Consider the following 19663-nt stretch of genomic DNA (forward strand, 5'->3'; position numbering starts at 1 on the left):
GTTAATGATGATCGCGCAGACAATGAAATCCACGGCATTAAAATTGCGCGATCAGTGGCGCATATTGCGTGAGCGCGATGATGTTCAAAAAGCGCTGAAATATATTCAGTACACCCTTTTAGGGCTGATTGTCGTTTATCTCCTGCACAAGCTGACCCAGGTTGGCTGGCTGGAGGTCATCAACGCCTTACCGGAATCGCCGTGGTTTTATTTCTTTTTTCTTTTGCGTTTTCTTGCCCTGCCGATTTCGGAAATCGCCATTTACGAAATTGTCTGGTCCCAGCCGCTGGTTCGGCATTTTTTCGTGTTCATTCGAAAGCGCGTTTATAATTTCGCCGTGATGGGGTATTCCGGCGAAGCGTTTTTGACGATTTGGGCCCGGCGCTGTCTGTCTTTGTCGAACCGGAAAATTCTTATCGGTGTCAAAGACAATAATTTGCTCTCGGCATTTACCTCTAACGCGGCGACGGTCATTCTCGTGGTCTTGCTCGCGGTGACCGGCGGGTTGAAGGCCGGGATCGAAGCCTTTCCCGGCGCTGGCTGGCTATTTGGACTGGCATTTTTGTCGGCGGCCACGCTGTCGGTCCTGGTGATGGTTTTTCGCGATAAATTGATGGCGCTGCCCAAAGGGGTGATGCCAAAGCTGATCGGGGTTCATAGCGGGCGGCAGGCGCTGATCATCTTATTGCATGCGGCCATGTATGCGGCGGCGTTGCCGGGCGCGCCGATCATGGCCTGGATGACTTTTATTGCGATGCAACTGGTGCTGAGCCGGGTGCCGTTCCTGCCTAATCAGGATATTGTGTATCTCGGCGCGGCGCTCAGCCTGTCGCCGATTGTTGGTGCCCCCGAAGCGGCAGTAGCGGGGATGTTAGTTGCAGAGGCCGGCCTTTCCCAGATATTCAATATTCTCATGTTTTTTGCGACTGCGCATTTAGCCCGAACGGGATTGCGGCCGGCGCAAGTTTAATATTGGGTGTTTTTGCGTCTTTGCCTTCCGAATTGGCCCGGAATTCGCTACAGACGCTTGATCTTAAAGACTGTCGGCAAACCGGCAGCTAATTTTAACTTTGCCGGGCGGGTGCGTTCTCACCTATGCATCTTATTGATCGCTACATTCTTCGCGCCGTCGCGACGCCCTTGATTTTGGCGTTATGCGTTGCTGGTGCGCTTTTGCTCCTTGAGCATATGTTGCGCCTTTTCGACTTTGTTTTGGCTGAACAAGGGCCCGTTGACGTCGTCTGGCAGATGCTCGCGAACCTGATCCCGCATTATTTGGGGCTTGCGCTGCCGCTTGGGGCGTTTCTCGGGATTATGCTGGCTTTCCGCAATCTCTCGATGTCGAGCGAGCTTGATGCGCTCAGCTCCAGCGGGGCTTCTTTCGGGCGGCTCTTGCGCCCCATTTATGGACTCATGTTCGTCCTGATGGTCTTTGACTTCCTGTTGGTGTCCTACATTCAGCCATTCGCCCGCTATGAATATCAACAAATCCGCTTTGACGTGACCAGCGGGGCCCTCGGGATAAAAATTCCCGCCGGTGAATTTATTAATATCAGCGATGACGTGACGATCCGGTTGGCCGAAATTAACCCCGCGACCCGTGACGCCAATCACGTTTTCCTCGAACGCCGCAGCAGTGACGGCAGCAAGACAATCATCACTGCGCGCTATGGCGCTATTTCGACGACCCCGGAAATCACATCGTTGCTCCTCAAATTGCAAGATGGTCGGCAGGTCATCATCAATGAGCTTGGCGACCGGATTCAGACGCTTAATTTCGATAGTTTCGATCTGGAGGTCGATCTTCCGGCGATTGGGGTCTTCCGGGCGCGCGGCGGTGACGAGCGCGAAGCAACCTTTGACGAAATTGTTCGGCTCTTACAAAATGAAACGCCGCAATCATCCGAGCTTTACAATGATTATCGCAGCGGCCTCCATTGGCGCATTCTTCATCCGCTCAGTTTTCTGGTCTTGCCGATTCTGGCGATCGCAATGGGCGTAACGGGCCGCCGCCGGGCGTCGAACCTGAAACCTGTGCTTGGGGTCGCGATCATGATTGTCTATCACGAGGTTCTGGAAGAGTGGGGCAAGGTCATGGCCGCCGACGGTGAGCTTTCGCCATTTGTTTCCATGTGGGGTGTGTTCTTTGCCTTCACGCTGGTATCCGGCATTCTTTATTCCGGCTCGATCGATCAGGCGCGCTCGGCGCGGGTGATGTCACGGCGGGCCGATGAAACAATCCGGATCGCGGGTTCCGCAGCGGAGCCTAGCCAATGATCACCATGCAGAACACTTTTATGCACTATGTGGGGCGGATGTTTGCAATCCGCTTTTTGGGCTTGTTGGTGTTCTTTGTCATCATCCTGCAAATGCTGGATTTGCTGAACCGGTCCGATGATATTCTCAGCGCCGAAGGGGCCGGCATGGATTCTATGCTGCGCTATATTTCGTTGCGTGCGCCCCAGATCGTCAGCCAATTCACCCCCTTTGCCGCATTGCTCGGGATTGTTCTAACCCTTGCGGGGCTTAGTCATACCAGTGAAATTACGATTATGCGTGCGGCCGGAATGTCTGTGCACCGGGTCTTGTTCCCGCTTGGGGTTTCCTGCGCAATCATCACGCTGGCGCATTTCACCTTCCATGAATTGGTCACGGTCAAGGCGTCGGAATCCCTCGATTATTGGGAGGTCAATGACTACGCCGTCGGCCTGCCGCCCGAAAGCGATACCCGTACGGATATTCGCATCAGCTATGATGGTGAAATCATTGCTGCCGATAGTGCGGTCCGGGTTGATGGTGCGGTGTTGTTGTCCGGCGTGACGATCTATGACCTTAATGATGATGGAATCATTACCGGCACGATCACCGCCCGAATTGCCCGTTATGAAGAGGGTGCGTGGCGGTTATTTGGTGCGCGGGAGCTAGATGCGGAAACGACGCAGGCCGCCGCGTCGGAAACCGTCATCTGGACCAATAGTTTGGACCCGGAACTTCTGTTTGCGATGACGCTTGAGCCAGATCAAACAACGATCCCTGAACTCGCCGCAAAAATAAACCAGCTCAACCAAGACCGGGCCGATACGCGCGCGCCAATGACATCCTTGCTCGGGCGCTTTTCAAAGCCAATGGCGACGCTGGTCATGCCGTTACTGGGGGCAATCGCCGGCTTTGGCGTTCACCGCCAGGGCGTATTGCTGATGCGTGCGGTTACGGGCGCGGCATTGGGCTTTGCGTATTTCGTCGCCGAGAACCTTGCGCTGGCCCTTGGGGCGCTCGGCGTAGTGCCGGCCATCATTGGCGCGTTTTTCCCGCTCGCTATTTTCATGGTGGTGGGCTTTTCGATTATCCTCTCGATGGAGAATTAGTGCGCTGGTACTAACGATTTCGCCCTCCAGCAGAATGCTTCACGGCTGGCCCGTATTTGGCTTCATTTCTATGGTTCATGGCAGTTTATATTCTAAATCTTCGCATCTAAAGTTGCGAAAAACACAATAAAAATTTTTGTCCCGTCCAAATCGTGCGGGTTTTGTCCTGAATTATTAGGGTGTGTGTACTATTCTTTATTTTGATAGTCTCAGAAAACAGGGTGTATAGTTGAGATAATTACAATTTTTTATTGCATTCCTATTACGAGCGTGTAATGTGCGTTTGCACGCATAGGTAGACAGTCTTTCGGTGAAAATGCATCGGTATAAGGCTGGGGGGGGCAATAATTGGCTGGCTTAATTCTAAAATTACGTCCGCGCGAAGAGCTATTGATAAATGGCGTTCTCATTGAAAACGGGGAAAGAAATACGCGCATTCGGATCAAAACAGAGGGCGCTAATGTCTTGCGACTACGGGATGCGCTGAGACCCGAAGAAGCCACAACGCCGGTGACCCGAGCCTACTATATCGCACAACTGGCAGTTGCAGGGCAGATCACCAATGACGAGGCGGCCTCGATTTTGTCGGTCGCGATCAGGGCAACCCGCGAGTTCCTGCCTGAGACAGATATTAGCGAATATGTCGAAAATCACGACTTTTATTCTGTCATGCGCGCTTTGCGGCAAGAAGCGTTGGCCGAGCGCGACGGGAATCCTTTAACGGGCTCCGATTGGCACCCGGAATTGTTGAAGCAAGCAGCCAGTTAACCGCCAGTCGGGTGCCGGCCAGGATGGTTTCGTTGCAGAATGCGGCGCATAAAAAAATTGGTATTTATTATTTAAATTGGCGCTGTTGGGCGAGTGTCGATTAAGTAAATCTCGGCCTGCCATTACCTGTCCTAAGTATAATACAAGTAAAGTTGTGAAAAACGCAATTCAGGTTGCGATTAATCGGGTTGTGTGGTTAAATATGCGCACGCATGAGTGGAATATCGCTCTAGAATAAAGACTTCAGTCTTTCCGGGAGCAGAACGAATGGCTGGCCTAATCATTAAATTGCGGCCCCGAGAGGAGCTGCTAATCAATGGCGTTCTAGTTGAAAATGGGGACCGAAACACGCGTTTGCGCATCAAAACGGACGGGGCAAATATTCTTCGCGTCCGTGATGCCCTGAGACCTGAAGAAGCCACGACCCCCGTAAAACGAACCTATTACATCGCCCAACTGGCGGTTGCGGGGCAGATCACCAATGTCGAAGCGGCGTCGATCCTGTCGGTTGCGATCAGGGCAACCCGCGAGTTCCTTCCTGAGGTCGAAATTAGCGAATATGTCGAAAATCACGACTTTTATTCAGTCATGCGCGCCTTGCGGCAAGAAGCATTGGCCGACCGCGTGGTGAATCCCGACGCGGATTCCGATCCGCACCCAGAACTGTTGAAAAAAGCCGCCGAATAGCAGGTTTTGCACAGGAAGTTCATGCCCCAACCTTGTGCTTGGGGCGATGATGCCTCACATAGCGCCGCATGGCTAAATCCACTGATTTCATAACGCTCGGTTGCCGCTTGAATGCGGCGGAAAGCGAAATGATGCGTCGCCTGGCGTCTGAAGCCGGTTGCGACGATGCAATCGTGGTGAATACCTGTGCGGTGACGAATGAGGCTGTTCGGACTGCGCGTCAGCGGATCAGACGGGCCAAGCGTGACCGGCCGGATGCGCGGGTGATTGTAACCGGCTGCGCCGCGCAGGTTGATCCGGATGCGTTCAACAAAATGCCCGAAGTGACTGCGGTCATCGGCAATCAGGAAAAACTTGAAGCCGATCAGTGGCAGCAATTGGCGAATGATCCTGCGCCGGTGATGCAGGTCAATGACATCATGTCAGCGCGGGAGACTGCGGGGCAGTTGATCGACGGATATGGCGATCGGGCCCGTGCTTTTGTTCAGGTTCAAAATGGTTGCGACCATCGCTGCACGTTCTGCATCATTCCTTATGGGCGGGGCAATTCCCGATCTGCACCGGTTGAAGAGGTCATTGAACAGACCAAGCGCCTGACCGATGCGGGGCACCGGGAGATCGTTTTGACCGGTGTTGATATTACGTCCTATGGGGCGGATCTCGACGGCACGCCGCGGCTGGGCGATCTGGTTGCCGCGATGCTGGATCGGGTCCCGGCGCTTTACCGGCTTCGGCTCTCGTCGATTGATGGCGCAGAAATCGACGAAGCGCTCTTTGAACGGATTACCGAGGACGAACGGGTCGCGCCGCATCTTCATCTTTCGCTTCAGGCCGGCGACAATATGATCTTAAAGCGGATGAAACGCCGCCATAGCCGCGAACAAGCGATTGAGCTTTGCGCTGCGGTGCGGGCGAAACGCCCGGACTTGGCGGTGGGCGCGGATGTTATTGTCGGCTTCCCCACGGAAACCGAGGCGATGTTCCAGCGCTCTATCGACATCGTCAAAGAGGCGAACCTTCAATATCTTCATGTGTTTCCCTATTCCGCGAAACAGGGCACGCCGGCGGCCCGTATGCCGCAGGTGGCGGGGAAGATCATCAAGGAGCGGGCGGCGCGGTTGCGCGCGGCGGGGCATGAAAACCTCGTTGCCTTTCTTGATGGGTTGATCGGCACCCGGCACATCGCCATTCAGGAAAGCGGCGGACGCGCGCGTTTGGGTAATTTTGCGCCGGTGGTTCTGGGCGACCGATCTGCTGCGGTGGGCGCATTGGTCGAGGTAGAGATCACAGGCCGCGATGGTGAAAGCCTGTTGGGCCAAGCCGTTAGGCCATTGTCATGAGCGGCATCCACGAAAAAAGCCGCCCTTTTCGGGGGCGGCTCTTTTTCGACATTTGGTTGGCGTTATTTGCCTGGTTTGCCAGTAGGTTTCGTAGCAGGTTTGCTAGCTGGTTTATTAACGGCAGGTTTAGCATTTGGTTTGGCGTTTGCCATTGTCGTCTCCATGAATGGGCTGAACAATTTCAGCCACGCATATATAATTGCACCGTATAGAAACTTTTCAAGAGGGTTTTAGGGCTGTGGCCAATAATTTTTTGTCAGGTTTGTTTGGAAAGAAGAAAAACAAAGAAGACGCTCCCGCGTCAGACGTGCCAGAGACAGAAGGGGCAGACGGGGTAGAAGCGCAAGAGCCCGCCGCGCCGCCGCAAGAGCCTGAGCCGGGCATAACCCCCGAAGCGACCGAAGACGCTGTGGCGGAACCGTCGGTAGCGGAAGAAACCCAAGAAGACCTAGAAACGCCTGAACCCCCGGCCTCGGTAGAAGCAAGCACCGAACCCGCGCCCGAGGCGCAGGACGATGATATACTTCCCGCACGGAGCGAAGCCCCTGCGCCGGAAAAGAAAAAGGGGTGGCTATCGCGCCTCAAGGCCGGATTGTCGCGCTCATCGGAGAAGCTGACCGAAGGCGTCACCGCGATCTTTACCAAGCGCAAGCTTGATGACGACACGCTTGAAGAATTGACCGATTTGTTGATTACGGCCGACCTTGGTGTACCGGCGGCGACGCGCGTGACCGAAGGGCTGGCCCGGGACAAATTCGATAAAGATGTCACCGATGAAGAAGTGCGGACCGCACTGGCGACCGAAGTCGCGTCGACTTTGCGACCATTGGAAAAACCGTTGGCCATTGATAAGGCCCGTGCGCCGCACATCCTGTTGATGGTTGGGGTCAATGGTGCCGGTAAAACTACAACCATTGGTAAGCTCGCGCGAAAATTCCGCGATGATGGTTTGTCGGTCATGCTCGCGGCAGGCGATACATTCCGTGCGGCGGCCATCGAACAGCTCGAAGTCTGGGGAGAGCGTTCAGGGGTGCCGGTCATCTCGCGCAAGGTCGGATCGGATGCGGCGGGGCTGGTGTTTGATGCCGTCAAAGAAGCCAAAGCAAACGGCATTGATGTTTTGATGATCGACACAGCCGGACGGTTACAGAATAAAAAAGAACTGATGGACGAGCTTGCGAAGATCGTCCGGGTTATCAAAAAACATGACGAAACCGGGCCGCATGATGTCATTCTGACCCTTGATGCAACCGTCGGGCAAAATGCGCTTAGTCAGGCAGATGCATTTTCGCAAATCGCTGGTGTTACCGGTCTTGTGATGACCAAGCTCGACGGTACGGCGCGCGGCGGTGTTTTGGTGGCGCTTGCGGATAAGTTTGGTTTACCTATTCATTATATCGGTGTCGGCGAAAGCGTAGACGATCTTGAAGTTTTCAATGCCGACCAGTTCGCCAACGCTCTTGCGGGGATCGCCCGCGCCTAATCGAGGATTATTCATGACGACCGTAGAAAAAGGACAACGTCTGACCGGCGGCGCAAAGCTCGCGGTTGATATGGGGCCGCTCGCGGTGTTCATGATTGCCTATTTTTTAGGCAGACGGCTTGCGCCCATCGTCGGCAACCTTGTTGGGCAGGATTGGACAATTGCCGAGGGCGAAGAAATGTTTCTCGCGGTGGGGTTGTTCATGCCCGCCTTTTTCGTCGCGTTCATTTATTCTGTATGGAAAGAACGCCGGGTTGCGCCGATGTTGTTGGTAACGGGCGTCATTGTCGGCGTTTTAGGGTCGTTGACGTTGGTGCTGCATAACAAGGCTTTCTTTTTCATGAAGCCGACAATTGTTTATGCCTTGTTCTCAATCATTCTTGCGGCCGGCATTTATACGAAACAAAACTTTCTCAAAATTGTTTTCGATGGTGCGCTCGACTTGCCAGATGATGCATGGCTGACACTGACAAAACGATATGCGGTGTTCTTTGCGCTTCTCGCAGCTGCGAACGAGATTGCGTGGCGTTATCTGATGCGTGATTGCGATCTTGCGGGCGCATCGAGTTGTGGTGCCGGTGAAAAGATTTGGGTCAATCTCAAAGTGTTTGGCTTTACCGCGATCAGTTTGGTGTTCACCGCCTTCCAGGCACCCTTGATCGCAAAACATATGTCGGACGACGAAAAAACCGACAGCGCCGCCTAAAGACCTTCGACCGGATTGGTGAAGGGGGCAAAATCGCTGCGGTCTTTTGTCTCGTTAAATTGGCGCAATGCCCATTCAACAGTTGGGAAGGCAAGATCTTCCCAAGGAATGTCTTCCCAAGAAAACAGTTTTACGTCCTGGCTTTCTGGTCCCGGCGCGATGTCAGGTGTTTTTAGACGCGCCCGGAACATAAGTTGAATCTGCGAAATCCGTTCAATCGAATAAAATGCCAATAGCCGATCGATCTCGATATCGGCGCAGGCTTCTTCCATGGCTTCGCGCGCCGCGCCGATTTCCGCAGATTCACTAAGCTCCAGATAGCCCGCTGGAAGCGTCCAATAGCCAAGCCGAGGCTCAATGGCCCGTTTACAGAGCAGTATCTTGTCTTCCCATGTCGCAACGGACCCAACGACGACTTTCGGGTTCTGGTAATCGATAAATCCGCACTCCGCACAAACCGCACGGGGAAGATTGTCCCCTTCCGGAATTCTTGTCTTAAAATTCGGTTTACGGGGTGTTTCGGTGCTCATAATCCTGATCCTGACAGAAAATTGATCGCCAGCCTGCGGAATATCCGTTTAGACCCTATTAGATTGTCAGTTTGGTGTTGCTTTTTTAACGATGTCGGACGATATGCATAGGTCTAAATGATCCGCAGGCTATAACCGTCCGCATCGGGCACAATTTTGCACAGTATAGAGAATCATGCAAAGAACTGGTTTTCCTTCGCAAGCATCCGGTGCGTTAGCCGTAACAAGACAATTTCCAAGCGTAATATTGTCGCTTTGCGGGGTTCATGCGGACAACAGTCTCTATCGAGCCAAAAAAACGGAGAATTAAATGGCTTACTCGCTTAAAAACTCACCGGGCCACCTGCTGCGCCGCGCGCAACAATATGCTCACGACCTGTATTCAACTGAGGTTGGTTCATCTGGTCCAACGCCACGCCAATACGAAGTTCTTCACGTTGTCGCTAGCAACGAAGGCTTGAGCCAGACTGACCTTGTTCGTCACACAGGCATCGATCGTTCGACACTCGCCGACATGATCGCACGTATGATGAAAAAAGGACTTCTGTCTCGCAAGCGCACCAAAGAAGATGCGCGTGCGAATGCTGTCTCAATCACTGCCGCTGGTAAGCGCATGTTGAAATCTGCTGATGCCAAAGTTGCAAAAGCAGAAAACAAAGCACTCGCTGTTCTTCCTAAGACACAGCAAACTGCATTCATGAAGGCGCTTCGCACATATGCTGAAGCCCTCGACAAAATGGACGAAACAGCAGCTGCACCGAAAAAACGTGCCGCAGCCAAAACGACCAAGAAGAAAACCACTGCTAAGCGTAAAACAACTGCGAAGCGCAAAGCCCCTGCAAAACGCAAGGCACCTGCGAAGCGCAAAGCGAAACGCAAAACAAAGCGTCGTTAATAAAAATCGGATTATTCCGTATAAAGCGCCGTCAGCATTCGCTGGCGGCGTTTTTTAATGTCTGAACCTGACTGACTGCCATTCTTTTTTTGGTGGTAATGGTTCGGTTGGTCCACCTGCGGCAACGGGCCGTGGTCTGAACCCGCCCATGCTTAGCGTTCTGTCATACATAACAAGTGCGGCGGCGACCGATAGGTTCACACAAAAGCGCATGGGAATTTTGATGATATGTGTGCAGAGGGCCTGCGCCTCTGGCGTCAGACTGCCTTTTTCCGGACCCAGAATGTAGGCGGCTTTTTGAGGATGCCGAAAACTCGGCAGGTCGATCGCATCGTCAGTCAATTCGACGCCGACCATGACGCATCCTTTCGGCAGGCGAATGTCTTCCAGCGTGTCCCATTCATATAATGGCATGTGCGACGCACTTTTTGCGGTGTCGGCGAGATTGACCTCGCGGGCCCGGTGATGGGCGTTGACCGAAAATGCGAAACTCGCATTAAACGCATGCGCGGTTCGGAGCACCGCGCCCAGATTCATGGGTTTGGAGATGCCTTCTGAACCGATCCCGAAATAACCGCGCATGTTTTTTTCCAAATTTGCTAATATGAATAAGGCGGTAGCGTCTGGACGGTAGGTCGGTCAAGTAGACGACGGACAGCAATTCAGGGCAGAGTAGGCGAATGATGAGCGACGAACCTTCGATAGAAGATGACCGGATCAAGTTTCTGGTGATCGCCGATGACTGCCCCGAGGCGCGGCTTGCGGCGTTTTTTGCGGGGCGACGCGCAAAACGATCAAATGCGCGGGTGATTTTGTTGTCGATTTTAGAGCCGCCCGAATTTGGCCATTGGGCCACCGTCGCGGAAACCATGCGCGCCGAAGCGCACGAAAAAGCGCAAGCCTTGCTGCGCGAGTTCGCCGCCGAAGTGAAAGCCCAATCCGGCGAAGACCCGGAAGAAGTCATTCGCGAAGGCATCGACGTCGAAGAGATTAGAAAGCTGATTGACGAAGACCCGGCCATTTCAATTTTGTTTCTTGGTGCATCGACCGAAACGAGCGGTCCGGGCCCTTTGGTTTCGTCGCTCGCGCAAAAACCTGCCTATCTGGCCGCCCGGCCGATACCGGTGACGGTCGTGCCCGGCTCCATGTCGCGGGATGAATTGCGGCGGTTGGCGGGTTGAAAATGACGAAATCAGATTTCCATCTGCCGGGGAAACATTATTTCCTTTCGCATTCTGTGGGCGCGCAACCGAAATCCTATGCGGACCGGGTTGCGCAGATCTATACCCAGCCCTGGCGCGAAGCCGGCTTTAATGTCTGGACGCCGTGGCTGGAGGCCGTTGAGGATTTCAAAAACGGCCTTGCGCCCATCATTGGGGCAAACCCGTCTGATCTTTGTCCGCTGGCAAATGTGTCGAGCGGGATTGCGAAGGTCATGATGGCCCTGCCGGCGCGTAAGGGGCGCACAAAAATTGTTCTGACCGAAGATGATTTTCCAACGGTTGGCTTTGCCTTGGCGCAGGGTGAGCGGCTCGGTTATGAGCTTGTCTTTCTGCCGGGCGGCGAGGCGCTTGCGGATCCGGATCATTGGGCACCGGCGTTTGCTGATGATGTGCAAATGGTGGTGACGACGCAGGTCTATTCAAACACCAGCGTTCTTGCACCTGTCGAAGAAATTGCGAAACGCGCGCGCGCGGCGGGCGTTTATTCCCTGATCGACATTGCGCAGGCGGCGGGCGCGGTGCCCGTTCGGTTAAATGAATGGCAGCCGGATTTTGCGGTGGGCACGTCCCTAAAATATTTATGTGGCGGGACGGGCGCGGCTTTTCTCTGGGCGTTGCGCGAAAGCGCGGCGCAGGTTGCACCGCTTGATGTTGGATGGTTCTCGCATCAAGACCCTTTTGAATTCGACATTCATCACTTTGATTATGCCGACGGGGCAACGCGTTTTACTGGCGGCACGCCATCAATTGCGCCGCTTGCCGGGGCCTGTGCGGCCCATGATCTGATGAATGCGATGGGTGTTGATGCGATCTATGCGCATAACCAAAAACTTTTATCGCGATTGTTTGATCACCTGCCGCAATCCGCGTTTCATTCGACCACGCGGGCGGGGGCACGCGGCTCTGCGGCCCTGATCAAGGTTCGTGATTATGATGCCGCGGCAAAGGCATTGGCCGCCGCGGGCATATGTCATGATACGCGCCTGGGCACTGTGCGTTTGTCTGTTCATCTTTATAATGACGAACAGGATATCGATGCGCTGGCAGAGACGATAGAGCCGTTTTTATAGTGACAATTTGAGCGAGACGGGCGCGTGGTCCGAGGGGCGTTCCCAGCCGCGGGCGTCGTCATGAATTTTATACGCGTCACGGCCGCCGGTAATCGCTGCTTTTTTCAGGGACGGGCTGACCCATATATGATCGAGCCGACGCCCGCGATTGGACGCGCGCCAGTCCTTGGCTCGATAGGACCACCATGAATAAAGTTTTTCCGTCTCCGGAATGATTTCCCGTGCGACATCTACCCATCCATGCGAGTTGATCACTTCACTGAGCTTTTCAACTTCGACGGGCGTATGCGACACAACTTTCAGGAGTTGTTTATGCGACCACACATCATGTTCGTGGGGCGCAACATTGAGATCGCCAACCAAAACCGATTTCGAGCGCGGCCCTAATTCGCTGAACCAGCTTGTCATTTCATCAAGAAAATCAAGCTTATGGGCGAATTTGTCGTTTTTCACCGGATCGGGTTCGTCGCCGCCTGCGGGCACATAAAAATTATGGACGCGGATGCCGCCGGGCAGGCTCGCGGCGATGTGGCGGCAATCACCCTTTTCGCAAAATTCGCGCTTCTCGACTTTCCCCAAGGGTAATTTCGATACGATCGCAACCCCATGATACCCGGCCTGACCAGAAACTGCATGGTGTTCATAGCCCGCTTCGATCAGCGCCTTGCTGGGGAAATTATCCTCAAGGCATTTAATTTCCTGCAGGCAAAGAACATCCGGCGTCTCTTCGTTCAAAAATCGTACGACCTGATCGATCCGTAAGCGGACCGAGTTAATGTTCCATGTGGTGATTTTCATGCGCTAAGCCAATTTGAGAGAGTTTCCGTGAGGTTGAATTACGGGGGCATTCATAGCGGGTCAAGGCGACAGTTTTACGGATGATTGCGGTTTCGTATGACGTAATCTATCACGCGGGGATGGAAATGATCGCCGCCCTGATGCCGGATGGGGTGCCGCTCTGGGCTGCGGCGGCCGCTATCTTTGCGAGTTTTTTTACCTCGGCGCTGACCGCTGCGTTCGGGCTGGGGGGCGGTCTGGCGCTTCTGGCCATTATGAGTTCGGTTTTCCCCGCGACAGCCGTCATCCCCATTCACGGCGTGGCGCAGGCCGGGTCGAATGCGGGCCGGTTTTACCTCCAGCGCAAAGAAGTCGTGTGGCCTATCGTTTTGTGGTTCAGCGCGGGCGGCGTTCTAGGCGCTGTGTTGGGCGGGCGATTGGCGCTGGAAATGCCGGTCTGGCTTTTACGGGGCGGGGTCGCGTGTTTCATCCTTTATACGGTCTGGGGCCCGCGCCCGGCCAGTTTCGCGCCGGGGCCCAAGACATTCTTCACCACCGGCGCGATTGCTGCGTTTCTGACGATGTTTTTCGGGGCCACAGGGCCGATTGCGGCGACCATGATCGGGGCGGCCAATCTTGACCGCCTCAAAACCGTCTCGACCCATGCGGCGGCCATGGTGCTCCAGCATTTGATGAAGATCGTGACCTTTGGGCTGTTGGGGTTCGCCTTCGCAGACTGGCTCTGGGTTATTCTGGCGATATTGCTCGCGGGATTTGCCGGGGCCTATGCGGGGACGCATTTTTTGCGCCGCATGCCCGAGTCAATATTTCGTCGCGGGTTCAAAACGATCCTTACTCTAATTGCGCTTTACCTCTTTGGTGTCGCGCTTGTGGATCTTAGAACAGGTTAAAGGACGATCCGGTAATGCTCACCGGCCAGCGGCCAAATTCGAACAGACGAAACTTGGCTGCGAAGGGGTGGTTTTCCGCATCAAAATCCGTGTCCTCAGCCGCGACCAAGGCAAGCGCGGCACCATTCGCCGCTTGAACGGCGGCACCGACACATAGGGTTTTGATCGCCTCGTCATCGAGATCGCTCAAATAGGCAAGTTCCTCGACCGCATCTTTCGCCGGGTCTGCAACTTTCTCGGCGATCAGCGCCATGCCGATCCGCAGGGCGTCTTCGGAAAGCATCTCAAGCGCGCGGCCGGTGAGGTCCGCCCGCAGGGATTCTTCTGCTTCCCAAGCAGGGCTCTGCCAATCGAGGCTTTCGGCGGCTGCGGCCGCATCACCCCAATCGAGCAACATGGCGATTTCAACATCGGGAAAGCCAAGCCCGGCGATATAATCATCCGCCGCCGCGAGGGCTCCCGGTGTCATCTTGCCGCCGATATTGGCGAACCAGGGAATACGATCCAGCGACCGCGCAAAACGCGATAGGCGGGCAAGGCCCGGGAGTTCACGTTCCAATTCTTCGAGTTCGATTTCATCCATTGCGCAGCGCTCTTTCTGTTTCCCCTATTTAATGGTTTGCGCAGGGCGTTTCATCAACTGGCAACGAAGATATTTTCATCGCAAAAAAAAGGCGTCCGACCCTAATCGATCGGACGCCAAGCTGCGCTGTTGCGCCTACGCCGGGAGGGGATATTCCGGCGACACGAAGGCATTCGGGCCTGCAAGCGGGGGGGCAACGCCGGCCCAACCAATTCGCCCATCGTGTACTGTTACATTAACGCATCACCGAGCGGTTTTTCAAGAGAAAAGGCAAAAAAAACTTGCATGTGACACTGTTACAAAACAGAAAGTTTGGCCCCGCTTTTTGGTAAATTTCTACCGATCAAGGAAACGGCCGCCGGCTTCTGGTGCACGGAACAAGCTGTTTGCGAGGCGCTCTCCGCTCTTAACATCGTTAAGCGTAACGACGGTGATGCCGCCTTGGGCGTCATGAATGATCCAGCGGCGCAATTCAAAATCCGGTGCTGTCGCAATCAACGTCAATTCGCCTTCGGTCTCTTCATCGCTCGATGAAAATGTCACTGCAACATTGTCGATACCGCGATCGACCTGCACAACTTTTGCGTCATCGCGGTCAATTTTCTTGCTCAACAAAAATTTGAGCGGCGTCCGGCCAACCGGATAGGAGTCAGTTGTTTCCAAGGCTTCGTCACGGACATAAACCATGCCGCCATTGGCAACGATCAAAAGCGGCGTGGGCGGATCATATTCGAACCGCAGAAAGCCCGGGCGGCGCAGGTAAAATTTGCCATCGGAGATCGCGCCCGATGGTGCGATCTGGGTAAATGATCCGTTCAGCGTGTCCAGATTTTCAATATAATTGATCAAGCGCGCTGCGACCGCTTCGTCGCTTTCATCTTCGAAAACCAGCGGGTCGTCAAAAGTCTCTTCAGCCGCGATGGTTTCGGCCTCAATTGCGGTTTCACCGTCAATGATTGCCGGCTCTTCGATTACGGGCTCTTCGGCCAGCGGTTCCGCTGTGCTTTCCGCCGCCGTCGCCGATTGAATAGCGACCGGCACGGTTTGCGCAGGGCTTGAAAGATCGGCGCAGATAATGGCCATGGCGGACATAATGGCGAGGCTCATAAAGGCTCTTCCCTGAAAAAATTCGGTTGCGACGACACCTTATCTAGTGTCGCGCAATGTCGAAAGGAAGCCATGATTATGGCCGGCAGATGGCAGCGCGCACAATTCCGTTATCGCATGAGCGCATAGGGGCCGCCGCGTTCGAGCGCGGTTTTATAGGCGGGCCGTGCGTGGATGCGGTCGAGGAAATGGGCAATATTGGGGAATTGTTTTGCCGACCCGGCGCGGGCAAAGAAGCCCTCCATGGGGAAACTCATAATCACATCGGCTGCGGAAAATTCATTGTCCGCCAGCCACTCGCTTTTGCCAAGTTCCGCTTCGAGAAAATCAAACAGCCCCTTCAAGGTGTGATTGAGATAGGCATCGCGGACACCATTGGTGAGTTTCTTGGCCACAGGCCGGACGAAAAACGGCATGGGCGCTGTTTCCATTTTATTGAGGAAAAGCGTCATCACCAAGGGCGGCATGTAAGAGCCTTCGGCGGCGTGTAGCCAATAGCGATAGGCATCAAATTCTTTTGTGCCCGGTGTGGGGCGCAACCGCCCCTCACCATGCTGATCAATAATATAATCGATCATGGCACCGGTTTCAGCAAAGACCCGGCCACCATCCTCAATGACCGGCGACTTGCCCAATGGATGAACCTTTTTGAGCGATGCCGGCGCGAGATTTGTTTTCGCGTCGCGTTCGTAATGTTTGATCTCATATTCAAGGCCAAGCTCTTCGAGCAGCCAAAGAATACGTTGCGAACGCGAATTATTGAGGTGGTGAACGGTGATCATAAATCTTGCCTTAGGATAGAGACGTCAGAGCGTCTTTCGTGAAGGGTTCCAATTCTTCGTTTCGGCCGTCACGAACTTTGGCAACCCAGTCAGGGTCTTGCAATAGCGCGCGGCCAACCGCGATGACGTCGAACTCTTCGGCTTCCATGCGGGTGATTAGCTTGTCGAGGCTTGCGGTCTTGGATGACTCGCCCGCAAACGCGCCGATAAAATCACCCTGAAGGCCAACAGACCCAACCGAAATTGTCGGTTTGCCCGTCAGTTTCTTGGCCCAGCCCGCAAAGTTAAGGTCAGAGCCTTCAAATTCCGGCTCCCAGAAACGGCGCTGCGAACAATGGAAAATATCAATGCCTGCATCGACCATAGGCTGCAGCCATTCCAGCATTTCTTCCGGTGACTTTGTTGCCTGCGCGGTAAAGTCTTGCTGTTTCCATTGCGACAGACGAATGATCAACGGGAAGTCCGGGCCGACCTTTTCGCGGGTCCGGCGGATGATCTCTGTTGCGAAGCGCGTACGACCATTCCAGTCGCCGCCCCATTTATCGGTACGCTGATTTGTTGCGTCCCAGAAGAAATTGTCGATCAGATAGCCATGGGCACCGTGGAATTCCGCGCAGTCAAAGCCGAGTTCCTTGGTCGCGACGGCGGCGTCAACATATTCGTTGATCGCGGTTTCAATTTCCTCTTCGGTCATTGGGTCCCAAAGCGGCTTGCCGGGAATTTTCATGCCCGATGCCGACCAAGAGGGAATGTCGGGATGGTTGGTGTTTTTCGGATTGCGGAAGGGGCCTTCGTGCCAGATCTGCAGGCCCATTTTGCCGCCTTCTGCGTGAACCGCGTCGATCACCTTGCGCCAACCGGCCTTGGCTTCGTCGGTGACGATGTTCGGCACATTCGGTGTCCCGGCGGCGGTTGTCTCATTGGTATGAACCCCTTCAGAGAGGATCAGACCAACGCCGCCCGCGGCCCGGCGCTGATAATAGCCGACGACATCATCGCCCGGAACGCCATTGGGCGAGAACGAGCGGGTCATCGGGGCCATGGCAATACGATTAGAAAGCGCGAGCGATCCAAGCTGCGCCGGTTCGAAAAGTACTTTGGTATTCGAAGTCATCTGAAATCCTGTCATGCTACATTCGGGAAGATTACCCGCCAGCGGCAGATAATACACGCGCGCTATGCAGCAAGGGTTGTCCAAGCACACGACTTTGTGAGATTTGGCGTTTTTTTCGCCAAGTCTAATCGATGTGTCTCTGATATGCGCGCCCCTTGGGGTGAGGCAGGGCAGGTGAGGAAAAACGTCAGGGGGGCAAACCAATCCGGCGATCCGCACAATCGCGTAACATTGCCGAGGAGCAGCCGTATCGGTGGGCTTGTGCGCAAGTCCGCCGATCTCTGGCGCGATCGGGCCAATGCCCGGTTACTCTAAAGCATGTCCATGATCTGGCCTGCGGCGCGATAGGCTTCGTGCATTGCATGCGCCATCGACATTTCGCCGAGCAGTTCGGAATGCGCAAAGACAATGCGGCCATGCGGCTTGCGGATCACCTCCGACGGCGGCGGCGCGCCATTGCGACCGAAATAGAAACCCGGCTGCGGCGCTACATAAGCATGGCCCCAGCGATTCAGAACTATCCCCGCAATGTCGCGTTTGGCATCGAAGCCCGCGGCGGCGAACCCTGCGGTCAGTTGTTCTCGTAGCTGACGTTCAAAGTCACTATAGCTTGTGGTAAATAGTTGGGCGCGACCCGCTGCGCCCTGTTGCGGTCCCGGTAATTCAGGGTGCAAAAACGGAATGTAAAATGTGAGTACGGTCGGGCTGTCCGGCGTGAATGTCCGCCCGTTGTCCATGACTACATTCCGTCGTATCGAGGTTTGCCAACCGAGCGCGTCGAACCAGCGCGTATTGGTGTAGCCAAGCTTGTCGAAAAAGCGCCAATTCCGTAGCGCCACATTCGCAACCATAACCGGGCCGTGGTGAAAGTCGCTATATGCCTCGCGATGACTGTCTGGCATGTCGGCAACAATATTGCGGTTTACCCATCCGCCTACAGCCATGACGACCGTTTTTGCGCGCGCCCGCCGTACTTCGCCGTTCCGAACATAGCTGATAATTGCATGATCGGCCGTCGCGGGATCGCCGGAATGCCGTATGTCGAAAGCGGTGCAGCTCGTTCGGATACGGATTTTATTACCCTGCTGGTCGAGCCTTGCGGAATTGATCGTGCCGCCGACAGAGGCGAGGCTTCCTTTTTTCTTGGTCCGGATTGCGCCGGGAATCATGCGGTTGAGCATAATGCGCATAAAGGCAGTGTTGCCGCCGGGAAAGGAGACTAAACCGATGTCAGGAGATGAAATTACTTTGTCTTTGATTGTCGTTCCCGGCAGCCTTAATCGGTGTGCGGCATATGCGGAAATGCCGCTGCCGCTCACGCCATAATTACCGACGGCAATGCCGGGATCGATATATTGGCGGACCTCATTGCCATAGCCGAGTTTGTCTAAAAGCTCGTAATAGGTGAGCGTATCAAGCCAAGCTTCGGGATTTGGAACATCCGTGAGCACATCGCGGCGGTCGGCGACGAAATCGTTTAAATCCTTTTGTGCTGACGCGGCCCAAGGGGTTTTTGAAAAGCCATCCGTGGTGGGATTGTCGACCCAGCCTTTGCCCGGAAAATGATAGCCGGTTGCATATGCCTTTTCCCACGCTGGGGCCATTGGTGCGAAATGATAATCCGTGAGCGCATATTTTTCTGCCCCGCCACCCAGGGGTTCGAGTTCATATTGCGTAGGCAAGCCGAACTCTTGGTAATAGTCGGTGAATATATCGTAGGTGCCTTCGCCGAAACTCCCGCGGACATAGCCCGGTAACGGAACAATTGCTCCATTTGAGCCCTGCGGTGCGATCAGGCGTTGGCCGTCGACGTCGAATTCATTCTGTTTCGCTTCGCCGCCGACAACCGGGTGATTATCGAGCAAAAGGCAGGTACGTCCATCAGGTGCGCGCTTTGAAAATTCGTAGGCCGCCGTCATGCCCGAAAATCCACCGCCAACAATCACGAGGTCAAATTCTTCGTCGACCGGCTGGGTTGTTGGATCTACATAAAGGCGGTCGCGAATACCATGCGCATCATCAACAACCCTCTGCGTATTGCCGTTAGACCATGCATAATCACCAACCCCGCCAAAGCCCGTCCATGGTGACCCTGACGGTGCCCAAGGCGTTTCGCTTTCAGCCCCGCCGCACCCTGCGATCAGCGCGGCACCGCTTGCGGCTAATGCGCCGTTGAAAAAGTCGCGTCTCGTGATACGACTATTCATACCGAGCAAATCGTCGTTTCGCTGTGCGCTCATGGTTTCATCCCCTGTTCATTGTCGGCACAGTCCAAAGAATATTGGCGATTGGACAAGCGCTGCGCTCTGCCGGTCCTTTTTC

The 19663-nt window shown here is 54.6% G+C and carries 20 protein-coding genes; 12 read left to right on the forward strand and 8 right to left on the reverse strand.

The genetic code is table 11. The features are described from left to right. Nucleotides 1–4 precede the first annotated feature (4 nt). The 8 genes from ABFZ83_RS12495 to ABFZ83_RS12530 all read left to right on the forward strand — a co-directional run bounded on the left by ABFZ83_RS12495 (nt 5) and on the right by ABFZ83_RS12530 (nt 8349). On the forward strand, nt 5–970 hold the full coding sequence (locus ABFZ83_RS12495) for a hypothetical protein (protein ID WP_411816884.1): 966 nt from the start codon (nt 5–7) through the stop codon (nt 968–970). A 125-nt stretch (nt 971–1095) separates the two neighbouring features. After that, the gene (locus ABFZ83_RS12500) at nt 1096–2277 is read left to right on the forward strand and encodes an LptF/LptG family permease (RefSeq protein ID WP_411816885.1); all 1182 of its coding nucleotides are present in this window, start codon (nt 1096–1098) and stop codon (nt 2275–2277) included. Then, complete coding sequence (gene lptG, locus ABFZ83_RS12505; RefSeq protein ID WP_411816886.1) at nt 2274–3365, forward strand: LPS export ABC transporter permease LptG; 1092 nt, start codon at nt 2274–2276, stop codon at nt 3363–3365. The genes ABFZ83_RS12500 and lptG overlap by 4 nt, the downstream gene beginning before the upstream one ends. Before the next feature lie 348 nt (nt 3366–3713). Next, complete coding sequence (locus ABFZ83_RS12510; protein ID WP_411816887.1) at nt 3714–4133, forward strand: flagellar biosynthesis repressor FlbT; 420 nt, start codon at nt 3714–3716, stop codon at nt 4131–4133. A 267-nt stretch (nt 4134–4400) separates the two neighbouring features. After that, nucleotides 4401–4820, forward strand: a complete 420-nt coding sequence (locus ABFZ83_RS12515) for a flagellar biosynthesis repressor FlbT (RefSeq protein ID WP_411816888.1) — start codon at nt 4401–4403, stop codon at nt 4818–4820. A 68-nt stretch (nt 4821–4888) separates the two neighbouring features. Further along, nucleotides 4889–6160: a tRNA (N(6)-L-threonylcarbamoyladenosine(37)-C(2))-methylthiotransferase MtaB gene (gene mtaB, locus ABFZ83_RS12520; RefSeq protein ID WP_411816889.1), complete on the forward strand. Its 1272-nt coding sequence runs from the start codon at nt 4889–4891 to the stop codon at nt 6158–6160. 238 nt (nt 6161–6398) lie between these two features. Continuing rightward, the gene (gene ftsY / locus ABFZ83_RS12525; RefSeq protein WP_411816890.1) at nt 6399–7643 is read left to right on the forward strand and encodes a signal recognition particle-docking protein FtsY; all 1245 of its coding nucleotides are present in this window, start codon (nt 6399–6401) and stop codon (nt 7641–7643) included. A gap of 13 nt (nt 7644–7656) precedes the next feature. Next, nucleotides 7657–8349, forward strand: coding sequence for an inner membrane-spanning protein YciB (locus ABFZ83_RS12530; RefSeq protein WP_411816891.1), 693 nt, complete (start codon nt 7657–7659; stop codon nt 8347–8349). Here ABFZ83_RS12530 and ABFZ83_RS12535 read toward each other — a convergent pair. Beyond that, complete coding sequence (locus ABFZ83_RS12535; protein WP_411816892.1) at nt 8346–8879, reverse strand: NUDIX domain-containing protein; 534 nt, start codon at nt 8877–8879, stop codon at nt 8346–8348. The genes ABFZ83_RS12530 and ABFZ83_RS12535 overlap by 4 nt on opposite strands. Nucleotides 8880–9189: 310 nt before the next feature. Here ABFZ83_RS12535 and ABFZ83_RS12540 point away from each other — a divergent pair, with 310 nt between their 5' ends. Further along, the gene (locus tag ABFZ83_RS12540; RefSeq protein WP_411816893.1) at nt 9190–9774 is read left to right on the forward strand and encodes a MarR family winged helix-turn-helix transcriptional regulator; all 585 of its coding nucleotides are present in this window, start codon (nt 9190–9192) and stop codon (nt 9772–9774) included. 54 nt (nt 9775–9828) lie between these two features. On the opposite strand, the gene ABFZ83_RS12545 is transcribed toward ABFZ83_RS12540, so the two are convergent. Next, nucleotides 9829–10356, reverse strand: coding sequence for an RNA methyltransferase (locus tag ABFZ83_RS12545; protein ID WP_411816894.1), 528 nt, complete (start codon nt 10354–10356; stop codon nt 9829–9831). Nucleotides 10357–10454: 98 nt separating this feature from the next. Between ABFZ83_RS12545 and ABFZ83_RS12550 the strand changes: the two genes are divergently transcribed. Both ABFZ83_RS12550 and ABFZ83_RS12555 read left to right on the forward strand, forming a co-directional pair. Further along, a complete protein-coding gene (locus ABFZ83_RS12550) occupies nt 10455–10955 on the forward strand; it encodes a universal stress protein (RefSeq protein ID WP_411816895.1) in 501 nt (166 codons plus the stop codon). Between the two features lie 2 nt (nt 10956–10957). Beyond that, complete coding sequence (locus tag ABFZ83_RS12555) at nt 10958–12067, forward strand: aminotransferase class V-fold PLP-dependent enzyme (protein WP_411816896.1); 1110 nt, start codon at nt 10958–10960, stop codon at nt 12065–12067. Here the strand turns inward: ABFZ83_RS12555 and xth are convergent. Beyond that, nucleotides 12062–12865 (reverse strand): exodeoxyribonuclease III, encoded by an 804-nt coding sequence (gene xth / locus ABFZ83_RS12560; RefSeq protein WP_411816897.1) that lies wholly within the window; start codon nt 12863–12865, stop codon nt 12062–12064. The genes ABFZ83_RS12555 and xth overlap by 6 nt on opposite strands. 80 nt (nt 12866–12945) lie before the next feature. Here xth and ABFZ83_RS12565 point away from each other — a divergent pair, with 80 nt between their 5' ends. Further along, complete coding sequence (locus ABFZ83_RS12565) at nt 12946–13755, forward strand: sulfite exporter TauE/SafE family protein (protein WP_411816898.1); 810 nt, start codon at nt 12946–12948, stop codon at nt 13753–13755. On the opposite strand, the gene ABFZ83_RS12570 is transcribed toward ABFZ83_RS12565, so the two are convergent. The 5 genes from ABFZ83_RS12570 to ABFZ83_RS12590 form a co-directional block, all read right to left on the reverse strand. Beyond that, complete coding sequence (locus tag ABFZ83_RS12570; RefSeq protein WP_411816899.1) at nt 13742–14338, reverse strand: hypothetical protein; 597 nt, start codon at nt 14336–14338, stop codon at nt 13742–13744. The two genes, ABFZ83_RS12565 and ABFZ83_RS12570, sit on opposite strands and share 14 nt — an antisense overlap. Nucleotides 14339–14674: 336 nt before the next feature. Beyond that, complete coding sequence (locus ABFZ83_RS12575; protein ID WP_411816900.1) at nt 14675–15445, reverse strand: outer-membrane lipoprotein carrier protein LolA; 771 nt, start codon at nt 15443–15445, stop codon at nt 14675–14677. A 110-nt stretch (nt 15446–15555) separates the two neighbouring features. Continuing rightward, a complete protein-coding gene (locus ABFZ83_RS12580) occupies nt 15556–16227 on the reverse strand; it encodes a glutathione S-transferase (protein WP_411816901.1) in 672 nt (223 codons plus the stop codon). A gap of 10 nt (nt 16228–16237) precedes the next feature. Further along, nucleotides 16238–17356: an NADH:flavin oxidoreductase gene (locus ABFZ83_RS12585; RefSeq protein WP_411816902.1), complete on the reverse strand. Its 1119-nt coding sequence runs from the start codon at nt 17354–17356 to the stop codon at nt 16238–16240. A gap of 296 nt (nt 17357–17652) precedes the next feature. Next, complete coding sequence (locus tag ABFZ83_RS12590; RefSeq protein WP_411816903.1) at nt 17653–19581, reverse strand: NAD(P)-binding protein; 1929 nt, start codon at nt 19579–19581, stop codon at nt 17653–17655. Nucleotides 19582–19663 lie beyond the last annotated feature (82 nt).

Source organism: Hyphococcus formosus (assembly GCF_046736345.1).
Lineage (GTDB): Bacteria > Pseudomonadota > Alphaproteobacteria > Caulobacterales > Parvularculaceae > Hyphococcus > Hyphococcus formosus.